General features: G+C 41.6%; 16 protein-coding genes. 4 read left to right on the top strand and 12 right to left on the bottom strand.

All coding sequences use genetic code 11. The features are described 5' to 3' along the window. Nucleotides 1-44: 44 nt before the first annotated feature. From BAE46_RS12280 to BAE46_RS12270, 3 genes are all read left to right on the top strand, one after another. A complete protein-coding gene (locus BAE46_RS12280) occupies nucleotides 45-491 on the top strand; it encodes a hypothetical protein (protein ID WP_141729345.1) in 447 nt (148 codons plus the stop codon). Nucleotides 492-570: 79 nt separating this feature from the next. Continuing rightward, on the top strand, nucleotides 571-1,131 hold the full coding sequence (gene fldB, locus BAE46_RS12275) for a flavodoxin FldB (protein WP_006006167.1): 561 nt from the start codon (nucleotides 571-573) through the stop codon (nucleotides 1,129-1,131). A gap of 118 nt (nucleotides 1,132-1,249) precedes the next feature. Continuing rightward, the gene (locus BAE46_RS12270; RefSeq protein WP_006006166.1) at nucleotides 1,250-1,657 is read left to right on the top strand and encodes an ExbD/TolR family protein; all 408 of its coding nucleotides are present in this window, start codon (nucleotides 1,250-1,252) and stop codon (nucleotides 1,655-1,657) included. Nucleotides 1,658-1,782: 125 nt separating this feature from the next. Here BAE46_RS12270 and BAE46_RS12265 read toward each other — a convergent pair whose 3' ends face one another. The 3 genes from BAE46_RS12265 to BAE46_RS15045 form a co-directional block, all read right to left on the bottom strand. Beyond that, entirely contained in the window at nucleotides 1,783-2,148 is a 366-nt protein-coding gene (locus BAE46_RS12265; RefSeq protein ID WP_006006164.1) for a hypothetical protein, read from the bottom strand. Nucleotides 2,149-2,286: 138 nt separating this feature from the next. After that, complete coding sequence (locus BAE46_RS12260; protein WP_070112992.1) at nucleotides 2,287-2,913, bottom strand: NAD(P)H-binding protein; 627 nt, start codon at nucleotides 2,911-2,913, stop codon at nucleotides 2,287-2,289. Between the two features lie 217 nt (nucleotides 2,914-3,130). Continuing rightward, nucleotides 3,131-3,298 carry a PH domain-containing protein gene (locus BAE46_RS15045; protein ID WP_425307107.1) on the bottom strand — a complete coding sequence of 56 codons (168 nt, stop codon included), beginning with the start codon at nucleotides 3,296-3,298 and terminating at the stop codon, nucleotides 3,131-3,133. 173 nt (nucleotides 3,299-3,471) lie between these two features. Between BAE46_RS15045 and BAE46_RS12255 the strand changes: the two genes are divergently transcribed. Then, nucleotides 3,472-4,482, top strand: a complete 1,011-nt coding sequence (locus tag BAE46_RS12255; RefSeq protein ID WP_070112990.1) for a serine/threonine dehydratase — start codon at nucleotides 3,472-3,474, stop codon at nucleotides 4,480-4,482. An 81-nt stretch (nucleotides 4,483-4,563) separates the two neighbouring features. Here BAE46_RS12255 and BAE46_RS12250 read toward each other — a convergent pair whose 3' ends face one another. From BAE46_RS12250 to BAE46_RS12210, 9 genes are all read right to left on the bottom strand, one after another. Next, nucleotides 4,564-4,782: a DUF1653 domain-containing protein gene (locus BAE46_RS12250; protein WP_006006156.1), complete on the bottom strand. Its 219-nt coding sequence runs from the start codon at nucleotides 4,780-4,782 to the stop codon at nucleotides 4,564-4,566. Nucleotides 4,783-4,825: 43 nt separating this feature from the next. Next, nucleotides 4,826-5,935, bottom strand: a complete 1,110-nt coding sequence (dinB, locus tag BAE46_RS12245) for a DNA polymerase IV (protein ID WP_006006154.1) — start codon at nucleotides 5,933-5,935, stop codon at nucleotides 4,826-4,828. Nucleotides 5,936-6,087: 152 nt separating this feature from the next. Continuing rightward, complete coding sequence (gene nqrM, locus BAE46_RS12240; RefSeq protein WP_040520890.1) at nucleotides 6,088-6,321, bottom strand: (Na+)-NQR maturation NqrM; 234 nt, start codon at nucleotides 6,319-6,321, stop codon at nucleotides 6,088-6,090. A 143-nt stretch (nucleotides 6,322-6,464) separates the two neighbouring features. Beyond that, nucleotides 6,465-7,505, bottom strand: coding sequence for an FAD:protein FMN transferase (locus BAE46_RS12235; protein ID WP_040520888.1), 1,041 nt, complete (start codon nucleotides 7,503-7,505; stop codon nucleotides 6,465-6,467). Nucleotides 7,506-7,597: 92 nt separating this feature from the next. Then, entirely contained in the window at nucleotides 7,598-8,830 is a 1,233-nt protein-coding gene (gene nqrF / locus BAE46_RS12230; protein WP_006006149.1) for an NADH:ubiquinone reductase (Na(+)-transporting) subunit F, read from the bottom strand. Nucleotides 8,831-8,851: 21 nt separating this feature from the next. Further along, nucleotides 8,852-9,460 (bottom strand): NADH:ubiquinone reductase (Na(+)-transporting) subunit E, encoded by a 609-nt coding sequence (nqrE, locus tag BAE46_RS12225; RefSeq protein ID WP_006006147.1) that lies wholly within the window; start codon nucleotides 9,458-9,460, stop codon nucleotides 8,852-8,854. Between the two features lie 6 nt (nucleotides 9,461-9,466). Continuing rightward, nucleotides 9,467-10,099 carry an NADH:ubiquinone reductase (Na(+)-transporting) subunit D gene (locus BAE46_RS12220; protein ID WP_006006146.1) on the bottom strand — a complete coding sequence of 211 codons (633 nt, stop codon included), beginning with the start codon at nucleotides 10,097-10,099 and terminating at the stop codon, nucleotides 9,467-9,469. Between the two features lie 9 nt (nucleotides 10,100-10,108). Further along, the gene (locus BAE46_RS12215; protein ID WP_006006144.1) at nucleotides 10,109-10,873 is read right to left on the bottom strand and encodes a Na(+)-translocating NADH-quinone reductase subunit C; all 765 of its coding nucleotides are present in this window, start codon (nucleotides 10,871-10,873) and stop codon (nucleotides 10,109-10,111) included. Beyond that, nucleotides 10,863-12,071: an NADH:ubiquinone reductase (Na(+)-transporting) subunit B gene (locus tag BAE46_RS12210; RefSeq protein WP_006006143.1), complete on the bottom strand. Its 1,209-nt coding sequence runs from the start codon at nucleotides 12,069-12,071 to the stop codon at nucleotides 10,863-10,865. The genes BAE46_RS12215 and BAE46_RS12210 overlap by 11 nt, the downstream gene beginning before the upstream one ends.

Below are 12,071 nucleotides of genomic sequence, written 5' to 3'. Positions count from 1 at the left end.
GCTCACAAGAGCACGACGACGACACATACCTAAAGTTATCCAGTATGCTGCTATCTCTTTTATATCAAGACCAGACGCTGTTTAGTTTTAAATTTAGTCAGCAGCTTACACGTGTCATTCATGGGTCTTGCCGTAAAGCTCATTTCAAAGGCAAAGATGCTCTACCTCAGTTAGACACGCAACTGGCGCATAGCATTGAATTTGCTAAAACCAGCGACAGACCCGACCTTGTTTTATTTACGGGTGACCAAGTGTATATAGACGACGCAGCGGGCCCCATGCTGCACGCGATTCAACAGGTTGTTCGCCTACTGGGCCTATACCACGAAGAGTTTAAAGGCAGCATAATGCTCAACAACAAGTCAAAGCAAAAAGATATCGTTAATGGTGCCTGCTTAGGCTTGTTGGAACTAAACGAAAATGGCCAAGAACAGGTATGCAAATTGATCCTTGCTGACGGCTCTATGGTAAGCTTTAAACAAGACAAATAATATATTCTCGCGTACCTATTTATTTCTAGTGCGCAGCGTTTATAAAGTGAACTTTCAAGCAAAACCCAATAGGATAAAAATGACTAAGCCCATTTCAATCGGTATTTTTTATGGCTCAACGACTTGCTACACTGAAATGGCGAGTGAAAAAATTCAGCAACAACTCCAAGCGCTGCTACTTCAAGGCGACGTGGTGGGGCAGGTTGAGTTGTTTGACATAAAAGATACTGCATTAGCAAAGTCGCAAAACTATGACGTTATTTTATATGGTATATCTACTTGGGATTTTGGCGAATTACAAGAAGATTGGGAGTCAACCTGGGACGATATAGCTACGCTTGAGCTAAGCGGAAAAGTAGTCGGACTATTTGGCCTTGGCGACCAGCTTGGCTATGCTGACTGGTTCCAAGACGCGCTTGGTATGCTACACGACGAGCTTATTTTGCTAGACTGCGATCTAATAGGCTACTGGCCAAACGAAGGCTATGAGTTTGTGGCATCAAAAGGGCTGACACCAGATGAGCAGTTTTTTGTGGGCCTAAGCCTTGATGATGAAAATCAATACGAATTAAGCGACACGCGTATAAAACTGTGGTGCAAACAAGTTATTGACCAAATTCACGAGCTTAACGCGGCATAATTCTACAAAAATGTATAGTAGAGGTAAATTTGTTAACTAATTTTACACATTCCCTCTGTTCATTTTTTTCTGAGTAGATATACTATCGAAATAGTCGTTTAATAAAGAGCTTTACGTAATGAAAAGAAAAAAGCATACCTCCGCCGATGATGACGCACAAATAGATATGACACCAATGTTAGACATAGTCTTTATTATGCTAATATTTTTTATTGTCACCACAACCTTTGACAACTCTAAAGGTTTGTCGGCTAATCGTCCTCCGGAAAACCAAAACACATCAGAACCTAGTAAAGCCTTGTCGATTCGAATCGACGCGGACGGCACTATTCACATGATTGGACGCATTGTTGATATTCGCCGTGTAGTGGCCAACACACAAACCTTTTTAGCTGAAAACAACACTACTTCAGCCGCGATACAGGCACATGAAGATGCTGAACACGGTGTTGTGGTTGATGTAATGGACCAAATTAAGCAAGCGGGTATTGAAAGTGTTTCAGTGTTGGTTAAGAAAGGTTCATAGAAGAAAGTAGATATAAAATTAAGGGGGCCAGATTCAATGAGAGTTTTTTAAAAAAGTCGCTTTGAATCTGAGCCCACTGTCTCTTACCTCACTACTTTTTTATGTAATGAACGTTGATTTTTTCTTTAATTCTGTCGCTGACGTATAAACCAGTCGTCATAGCTCAACGAAAAGCTTTCATCCTGACAGTCCGCTGGGTGAGCATATAAGCCAAAATTTTCATCCTCGTGATGCGTTAAAATAACTGCAATTTTAGGCAAGTGCTTAATCTCATTGTGCATGGGGTCCCATATAGGCACATGGTAGTCGGCTAATCTTAGAACAGGCACATTCAGCCCGTTTATTTCAGTATAATGGTCCGGAATCGGATTAGGAATAATTGCATAAATACAATGAAAGGGAATATTCACCTGAACGCCATCCCACCAGAAGCGCTCTACTTTTATTTTATCAAACAAGTTTGATATTTTTTTGGGTAATACTACATTCACGGTGATATTCCTTCTTAGACGACTTTTGAAGTGGGCACGTCAAAAGTTTTGATTTTATAATCAATACACCATGTGCTCTATCTTATCAACTTTTTTTAGTCTCAATTTGCCTTAGCAAGGTTCATTATGCTTAAAAGATTAGAATAGCTGTAGATTAATCATTTCATTTGCCACTTGCTCAGCATATACAGGTCTATATTTAGCCAAAGGCCCTTTCATTATTGGTGAGATACCTTCTAAGATTTTTATGCCCCAAGCCTCCCCAGGTCGGTGATCGCTTCTGTTTCCCATGAGCAAGGGGGGTCTAACCGCGGCTGCATTGGGTAGCTGGGGCATAGTTAAAATGGCATTTTCTAATTCACCTTTAACGCGCAAATAAAAATTATTGCTTTTAGCATTTGCACCAATCGATGAGATCCATACAAAACTCTTGGCTCGCTGGGCTCTGGCTAACTGCGCGCACACGTGCACGTATTCAAAATCGACTTTTCTAAACGCTGACTTACTCCCCGCTTTTTTCATGGTAGTACCTATACAGCAGTACACATGGTCAACAGTAAAGTAGCCCTGATAGTCTTGTAGTATTGTAAAGTCAATGACCAAGGGCTCTATTTTAAGCATAGGATCATGATAATTATTAGTTGTTAATGGCGCCCTGACTAAGCATGTTATTTTATGGTAGCGGTCGTCTTGGCATAGCTGATTAACTAATGCTTTACCCACTAATCCGGTAGCACCCATTACAATTGCTGTTAATTTACCCATATATTATTGACTGCTTAAGCCTAGTGACCAATCTATGCCTATTGTTACGCTGAAAATTCATTATTAGTGTTTGTGTTTAGCCAATTAAGTGTAAAAAAAATAGGCCTGCTTAATTTATTTGTTCAATTCAACGCTAGGCGCTGCGATTGACTAGATACCCAAATTTTGAGCTATCAGTCAGTATCAAAATTACCCGCGGTTTGAACGTTAAACTGAGTTATTGATTTATAGGGATACTTAAATAATCGCCCTTTTCCCCCGTCACCCCTTGTTTATCAAAGGCAATTAAACGCTTATTGGTAAGTAAGTGCAAATCACGGACCATTTTATAAGCGTGGATCACCTGCTCATTATCGGCGAGTACTTCGCCAAGCTCGGCTAGCAGGGCTTGGGCTTGGGCTTGGGCTTGGGCGTCGACTTCAATAGCGTTGCCTATTAAGACATACTATTTTAATTCAACATAAATGATAAATATAGAAAATACGCATTAGTAATGGTTTATGATAGCCTGTTACAACTAATGAAAATATAAACTATAGAACCTTAGTAAAAGCCTTTATGACAAACATTTCCTTTACCGACATTAGCCTTGCACACGAGCGCATATTACACATGGTGCAGCGAACGCCCATAGTACAGTCAACCTTGTTAAATACATGGCTAGGCCACGATATTTATTTCAAAGTAGAGTGCTTACAAACGACTGGTGCCTTTAAACTGCGTGGTGCAAGCAACTTTATCGCGAAACTGGCACAAAATAATAGCTTACCCAAACACATAGTTGCTAACTCATCGGGGAATCATGCACAAGCTGTTGCGTATGCAGCTAAGCATTTCAACATCCCCGTCACTATTTATTGCACTAAATCGATATCGACTGTGAAGGCCGCGGCTACCGCCTACTACGGCGCAACATTAGCACAGTTTGACGACAGACCAAGCGCAGACAAGGCGGTTGAATTGGCCAGCAAGCAGCCTGGCGTTGTTTGGATACCCCCGTTCAATCACCCTGATATTATTGCTGGCCAAGGCACCGCAGCACTTGAAGCTTTGCAACAGACTAGTGACATCGATGCGATATTTGTTCCTTGTGGAGGCGGTGGCTTGGCTGCAGGTACGCTCATTGCCGCTAAGCATATAAGGCCTAATGCAAAGGTTATAGGAGTTGAACCCTTAATGGCAAACGACGCAGCGCGCTCGCTCAGGGCTGGCCATATAATCGCCTTAGACAAGGCACCTATTACCCTAGCAGACGGCGCTGCCACCCCAAGTGTGGGAGAGCACACCTTTAAATACTTAAAGCAGCTAGACGCATTTTATGAGGTAGACGAACAGCAAATTGCCTATTGGACACAGTGGTTGCAACATTTACTAAAATTACACATAGAGCCTACATGCGCCATGGTAATGCAAGGTGTGAAGGAGTATTTACAAAACCTTCCAAAACATCTTTCTATCGGTAATAAACGCCAACAAATTTTAGTGATTATATCGGGTGGTAATATAAGTGCGCAGTCTATGGTCGCTATCTGGCAGGAAGATCATCTGAAATATCCACCAAGCTTGTAAAAATATATCATCCTTTTACGGGTGAACGCTTTGCATTATGGAGCATGAATAGTCAAAGATGAAACGGTGAGCAAGTTTTCGTTAGCTAGCACTGACGTAGACGAATCTTTTGCGCTCACCATTTTGAGTTTGGACTTGGCCTATAAACATATCGTAGGGCCTTACCCATAGCAATCCTTCGCCATATAAAGGCCTGTATAAGACTAGCAGACTTTCATCTTCCGAATGCCTGACTAGGTCAATAACTTCATAAAACTCACCTTTGTAGTGCTTGTATTTGCCCTTTTTTATGTTAACCATTAATTACCTCAGTGGTTTTAGTCGTTTAGTGACAAGTCTACGTTTATACCTTTTTCTCAAAAATAATGTGCTTATCGGCGTATTTATCATTATATTCAAACGATAACTGTTCGTGTTGTGTGTCGGTTGAAGTGTCACAAAACCCAATAAAAACGCCCAACAAGCGCGCATCTTTGCCATTTCTTCGCTCCCAAGCTTCGCGTAATAAATTTACTAATACAGCTTTATTAATATCACTACACTTGTGTTCTTTAGTGGTCTGTCTAAAGTCAGCAAATTTTATCTTCACGCCTATTTTGTCTATCTCACGCGTTACTATGTGTTTAGCGGCTCGATCTTGGAGCGTGGGAACTAAGTTTTTAAGCAAGTAAACCGTTAATTCTTCTAGTGTCGTTAAATTTTCGCTAAATGTGCGCTCTACTGCTACCGATTTTCGGATACGTGAAGTTTCAACTCCTCGTTTATCTATGCCTTGACATTTGCGCCATAAACTAAGACCGAACTTGCCAAAGCGTTGGACTAATTCAGCCTGATTAGTATTTCTAATGTCTTGACCGGTGTATAAACCTAAGGCTTGTAACTTAGCAAAAGTCACCTTGCCCACTCCTGGAATTTTGTTTAAGGGCAACTGTTCAATAAAGGAAATTATTTGCTCAGGTTTAACTAAATACTGGCCATTTGGTTTGTTCATATCTGAAGCAATTTTAGCAATGTACTTCAATGGTGCTATACCAGCAGATGCTGTTAAGCCTAACTCAAGGTGTATATGCTTGCGAATATCTTGGGCGATTAAGGTAGCCGAACCGCCAAACTGTTCGACGTCAGTCACATCTAAATAGGCTTCGTCTAACGAAAGAGGCTCAACTAAGTTAGTATAACGACTAAATATTTCACGAATTTGCGTACTCACGTCTTGGTATACTGACATTCTGCCAGGCACAATAATTAAATCGTTGCATAGCCTTTTCGCCACAGATGTCGGCATTGCAGAGCGCACACCAAAGCTACGGGCAATATAATTGCAGGTTGACAGAACCCCTCGTTGGGCCGATTTGCCACCCACCGCGACCGGCATATTTGCTAGCGCAGGATTATCTCTTATTTCCACGGACACATAAAAGGCATCCATGTCGACATGTATAAATTTTCGCATAGCAGGCTCTATAGTGAGGTTAAACAGCTGTATGTAATAACAGCATTATGAACTGCAGACAAAAATATATCTATACCTATAGAATGTTTTGGGAGTGCAAGGAGGAAAGATGAGGCAGTATAAGCTTAAGATTAACTGAGGCTTATAAATAATTATAGAATTTGTTTGCTTTTCCACTCATCAAGTTTTGCCTGGCGAACCATCTCCCTGTCAAGACGTGCCTTTTTTCTGTCGCATGGCTCTGGGCAATCACAGGCCTTCTCAACGCCTAATGCGCCTAGACCCCCGCATGAGCCTGAAATGCTCTTTCTTTGAAATATGTACCCTATTGCCATCGCAAACGACATAAGTAAGAAAAAACAAAACGCTAAAATAAATGTACTCAAGGTAACACTCTCCTGCTGTCTCCGGCAAATTGTTAATCACCCTTCGGTGTCAACTACTGCTAAAGAATTCACTGACACGCTTGCGCATGCTATTTAACAACTATTAACTAAACATTATTTTATCACAAAGATACTCTTTTGGTCTAATTCTGCTCAATTACCTGTACGTTTTGAATAAAGGCTTTTGACTGATATTCTACAAAATCTTCACCTTCTTTGGTGATAAATAAAGCCGCTATACCTTCGTTTTCAGCAAGCGCTCTGCCTTTTTCACTACCCATTACCATTAGTGCAGTCGATAAACCGTCTGCCTCAATTGATTTTGCTGTTACCACCGTAACCGACACTAAATTATGGGTAATGGGATAACCAGTAATTGGACTTATAAGATGTGAATATCTGACCCCGTCTTCTTCGTAATAATTCCGGTAATCGCCCGATGTTGCAATAGCATTGTTGCCTATACTTACAATCTGCTGAATAGAGCGCTGACCTGATAGAGGTTTCTCTATCGCTATTAACCATTTTTCATCATTCTCTTTAGCGCCAGCAGCACGCATTTCACCGCCTATTTCAATTAAAAAGCTAGTGACACCTTTAGACATAAGTAACTCCGCTATTTCGTCTACAGCATATCCTTTTGCAATAGTGGACAAGTCTATGTAAACATTAGGACGCAACTTTACTATTTCTGAATTTGCTAATCGAAACTTGTCTACTCCTACGTATGCCATGGCAGATGAAAGCTGCTCAGGTGATGGAATTTTATTGGCTCGTTTTTGCGGCCCGAAGCCCCACATATTCACAAGAGGTCCAACGGTAATGTCCAACATACCGTCGCTTATGCTGTGCAGTTCCAATGCTTTTGTGATGACATACTCGGTTTGAGTTGATATTGGGAACGCAACGTTAGCAGGACTCTTATTTAACAGCGATAATTCAGAATCAGTAATGTATGTGGACATTAGTTGATTTACATTTATAAGCAAAGCATCAATTTGCTCTTGCATTTGGGCCGGTGACAGAAGAGTAACAGCTTTGTCATCGTTCAAATATTTGACACTATATGTGGTTCCCATTGTTTGGCCATTCAGCGTAACCATGGCTGGCGGTTGGCCTGAACAAGACCATAAGAAGAATGACAATATAATCGTCAGTGTAGCTAATTTGAGTGTTAGTTTCATAATAATACTTATTTATAGTGTGAATGACGGTAGGGAAATAATATACAAAAAAGGGGCTTTAGCCCCTTTTTCAATTCTAGTACAGTGAATTATTAGCCGCCGAAATCATCCAGCATAATGTTTTCATCTTCTACGCCTAAATCTTTGAGCATGCTGATAACAGCTGCATTCATCATAGGTGGACCACACATGTAAAACTCGCAATCTTCTGGTGCAGGATGGTCTTTTAGGTACTTTTCTAGCAATACGTTGTGTATGAAGCCCGTGTCGCCTTCCCACTTATCTTCAGGCTGTGGATCGGAAAGCGCGACGTGCCATTTAAAGTTTTCATTCTCCTTCTGTAACATGTCGAAATCTTCGACATAAAACATTTCACGGGAAGAACGAGCACCATACCAGAACGATATTTTACGTTCAGACTTTAGACGACGTAATTGATCAAACAAGTGAGAGCGCATAGGCGCCATACCTGCACCACCGCCTACAAACACCATCTCAGCTTCAGTGTCCTTTGCAAAGAACTCACCAAACGGACCAGAAATAGTCACTTTATCACCTGGTGTTAATGACCAAATAAACGAAGACATTATGCCAGCAGGCAGACTCAAATTGTTAGGCGGAGGTGTTGCAATACGCACATTCAACAAAATGATACCCGCTTCTTCTGGGTAGTTTGCCATTGAATAGGCACGGATAGTCTCTTCTTCACATTTTGATTCAACATTAAAGAAACCAAAATGTTCCCAATCTTTACGATATGTTTGAGGTACGTCAAAGTCTTTATATTTAACATGGTGAGGCGGCGCTTCTATCTGAATATAACCACCGGCTTTAAACGGCACGCTTTCGCCGTCAGGAATGCCAAGCTTAAGCTCTTTAATAAATGTCGCTACGTTGTCGTTAGACAATACTGCGCAGTCCCACTTTTTGATCCCAAATACTTCCTCTGGCAGCTCAATTTGCATGTCTTGCTTAATTGCCACTTGACACGCTAGGCGGCAGCCTTGCTTAGCGTCGCGTTTAGTTATGTGATCTAGCTCTGTCGGCAGTATTTCACCACCACCGCCTTTTATATCAACCCGACATTGACCGCATGAACCACCGCCGCCACAGGCTGATGACACAAAAATACCAGAGTCTGAAAGTGCGCTTAACAATTTTCCACCCGTTTGAGTGATAATGGTATTTTTTGGGTCATCATTAATCATTATTTTGACGTCGCCACTAGGTACCAGTTTTGACTTAGCAAACATGATAACAAATACCAATATCAATACAATTGCGATGAACATGCCAACGCCTAAATAAATATCTACATTTTCCACTTTAAAAACTCCTCAATCGCCTTACAGCGAAACGCCGGTGAATGACTGGAAACCAAGAGCCATAAGGCCCGCAATCATAAATACTGAACCTAAACCGCGGATACCGTCGGGCATATCTGCATATTTTAGCTTTTCACGTACTGCCGCTAATAGTACTATAGCTATTGCCCAGCCTATACCGCTGCCGATGCCATAAACAATACTTTCTGTAAAGTTGTATTCACGTTGAACGGCAAACGCTACGCCACCAAATATTGCACAGTTAACCGTAATGAGTGGCAAAAATATTCCCAAGGCGTTATACAGAACCGGAAAGAACTTATCTAATGTCATTTCCAAAATCTGTACCAGTGCAGCTATTACGCCAATAAACGTCAAGAAGCTCAAAAAACTAAGGTCAGCTTCAGGAAAACCAGCCCAAGCAAGTGCACCAGGCGCCAAAATGACAGTAAAAATAACTTGGTTAACGGGTACTGAAATACCCAGCACCACAATTACCGCGACACCTAAACCCATAGAAGTCTTCACTTTTTTAGACACTGCTAAAAAAGTACACATGCCCAAGAAAAGCGTCAGTGCCATATTTTCTACAAATACAGCTCTAATAAATAATGATACATATTGTTCCATGACCACTTATTCCTTAGGTTCGACTTGTTCTGGGCGTGCAACACGTATTGCCCAAATCATTAGGCCTATTAATATAAACGAGCTAAATGGTAAAATAAGTAAGCCATTACCTGTATACCAACCACCGTTTTGTACTAAAGGAAGAATTGTGTAGCCTAGAAGTGTACCAAAGCCGAAAAGTTCTTTTACAATACCTATAACTATCAATATAAAGCTATAACCCAAACCGTTGCCTATTCCATCAAGGAAGCTCATGAAAGGGGGCGACTTCATTGCATAGGCTTCGGCTCGTCCCATTACTATGCAGTTGGTTATAATAAGACCCACAAATACCGATAATTGCTTAGATATTTCATAGGAGTATGCTTTAAGTACTTGGTCAACCACTATTACCAACGACGCAATAATTGTCATTTGCACAATAATTCGGACGCTCGAGGGTATTTGATTTCGAATTAACGAGATAAATAAGTTAGAAAAAGCACACACTACTGTGAGCGCTAAGGACATCACCAATGCCGTCTCTAATTTAGTTGTGATCGCTAACGCAGAACATATACCAAGTACATGCAGCGCTATAGGGTTACTATCTACTACCGGCCCGAAGAGGGCTTTTTTCATTTCTTTTGTATCAGCCATATTCTTGCCTTAAGATTTCCAAGATTGATTTTTCAGATAGGTACCAAAGCCGTTCGGCCCAGCCCAATAAACAAGTGTATTTTCAACGCCATTACTCGTTAAGGTCGCGCCTGACAGGCCATCTACTGCATATGGATTGTCGTTACCCACGTTCTTTCTGACCGTAATAGCAACCTCACCGTCTTTAAACAGCCGTTTACCATCCCACTTCTGCTGCCAAGCTGGATTTAATATTTCAGCACCAAGTCCTGGCGTTTCTTTATGTTGATAATAAATCAATTCTCGAATAGTTTGGCCGTCACTATCAAGCGCTAAGAAACCGTACATCAAGTCCCATAGACCACTGCCGTGGACGGGTAAAATTATTCTTGACACATCTCCAGACTCGTCTTTTATATGATAAACCATAGCGATGCTTGAGCGCTGTTTGAAGCCTACATTACTTTTACCAACCTCAACGCCAAACTCGTCGGTTTTCGCTGCTTTGTACATATCGAAGTCTTCACTAGGCTTATCAACATATTCACCGCTTGATAAGTCAACAAACTTCTCCACAACCAAAGCATCGTACATAGCGGCAATGTCTGATTTATCTGTGGCCTCATCTAGCAATCCAGCTGCACTTAACACATTAGATTTTTTATCCAACGCGGCATTTTCTTGCTGCAGGCTGCGTAAACCTACTGCTGCGCTTGACACAACAATAGAGCATACGAAACATACTGCAACCACCACACCAACTGTTTTTCCTAAAGTCTCTTTTTTAGCCGACACGAGAGAGCCTCCGTTTTATATTGCTTTGTGCAACAAAATAGTCAAATAGAGGTGCCCATAGATTCGCGAACAAAATTGCCAACATAATACCTTCTGGGAATGCCGGATTTAACGCTCGTATGAACACTGTCATGAAGCCAATAAAAATACCATAGAACCATTTGCCTTGATTCGTAAATGCGGCGGAAACTGGATCTGTTGCCATAAAGAACATACCAAAGGCTAAACCGCCAATAACGAAGTGGAAGTACCACGGCATATTCATCATTGCGTTTGACGCTTCGCCTCCACCAATAATATTTAGCAGCAGTCCAAAGCCTGCAGCGCCTAGTGCTACGCCTGATACAATTCGCCAACTTGCAATCCCTAAGTACATAATAAACAAACCGCCTATCAAAATCATTAGGGTTGATACTTCCCCAACCGAGCCTGGAATATTGCCTAAGAAAGCTTGAATGAAGTTTTCGCTAGTATACTCAAGCGTGCCATTTGCGCCTTGTGTTAGCCACGTTGCGCCAGAGTATCCGTCAGCCGCTACCCATACTTGGTCACCCGATATTTGAGCAGGATATGCAAAGTACAAAAATGCTCTGCCTGACAGCGCTGGGTTAAGAAAGTTACGGCCAGTGCCGCCGAATATTTCTTTGGCAATTACTACACCAAACGTGATACCTAAAGCAACTTGCCATAGTGGAATAGTTGCTGGCAAGGTCAATGAAAAGAGGACGGAGGTCACAAAGAAACCTTCGTTAATTTCGTGTTTTCTGACCGAAGCGAATAACACCTCCCAGAAACCACCGACAATAAAGGTTGTCGCATATATAGGCACAAAGAAACATGCACCGTAAGCTAGCATGCTAAACCATCCGGTGTTGGCGTCCATACTGCCGCCTAGCATGGTGAATAGCGCAGCCTGCCATATGTCGGGCAAAGTACCAGCGCCGGCTAAAATGGCTTCGTGCGCTTGAGCACCAATATTGTACATACCGTAAAACATGGCTGGGAAAGTAGCCATCCACACAAAAATCATAATTCGTTTTAAGTCAATACTGTCTTTTACGTGAGTATTAGCCTTGTTTACTTTGCCAGGCGTATAGAAGATAGTCGCCGCAGCTTCGTAAAGCGCATAGAATTTCTCGTATTTACCGCCAGCCTCAAAGTCTGGTTCAACTTTTTCAATAAGCGTCTTTAAACCCAT

The organism is Glaciecola punicea (genome assembly GCF_001756615.1).
Taxonomy (GTDB): domain Bacteria; phylum Pseudomonadota; class Gammaproteobacteria; order Enterobacterales; family Alteromonadaceae; genus Glaciecola; species Glaciecola punicea.
The sequence above is the reverse complement of the archived record's forward strand: the minus strand, read 5'-3'. Positions and strand labels throughout refer to the sequence as shown.

Excerpts from the sequence above, each read along its gene's own strand:
- BAE46_RS12235 (WP_040520888.1), bottom strand. The coding sequence starts at position 7,505 with ATGAAACTAACACTCAAATTAGCTACACTGACGATTATATTGTCATTC.
- BAE46_RS12220 (WP_006006146.1), bottom strand. The coding sequence starts at position 10,099 with ATGGCTGATACAAAAGAAATGAAAAAAGCCCTCTTCGGGCCGGTAGTA.
- fldB (WP_006006167.1), top strand. The coding sequence starts at position 571 with ATGACTAAGCCCATTTCAATCGGTATTTTTTATGGCTCAACGACTTGC.
- BAE46_RS12255 (WP_070112990.1), top strand. The coding sequence starts at position 3,472 with ATGACAAACATTTCCTTTACCGACATTAGCCTTGCACACGAGCGCATA.
- BAE46_RS12280 (WP_141729345.1), top strand. The coding sequence starts at position 45 with ATGCTGCTATCTCTTTTATATCAAGACCAGACGCTGTTTAGTTTTAAA.
- BAE46_RS12260 (WP_070112992.1), bottom strand. The coding sequence starts at position 2,913 with ATGGGTAAATTAACAGCAATTGTAATGGGTGCTACCGGATTAGTGGGT.
- BAE46_RS12250 (WP_006006156.1), bottom strand. The coding sequence starts at position 4,782 with ATGGTTAACATAAAAAAGGGCAAATACAAGCACTACAAAGGTGAGTTT.
- dinB (WP_006006154.1), bottom strand. The coding sequence starts at position 5,935 with ATGCGAAAATTTATACATGTCGACATGGATGCCTTTTATGTGTCCGTG.
- nqrE (WP_006006147.1), bottom strand. The coding sequence starts at position 9,460 with ATGGAACAATATGTATCATTATTTATTAGAGCTGTATTTGTAGAAAAT.
- BAE46_RS12210 (WP_006006143.1), bottom strand. The coding sequence starts at position 12,071 with ATGGGTTTAAAGACGCTTATTGAAAAAGTTGAACCAGACTTTGAGGCT.
- BAE46_RS12270 (WP_006006166.1), top strand. The coding sequence starts at position 1,250 with ATGAAAAGAAAAAAGCATACCTCCGCCGATGATGACGCACAAATAGAT.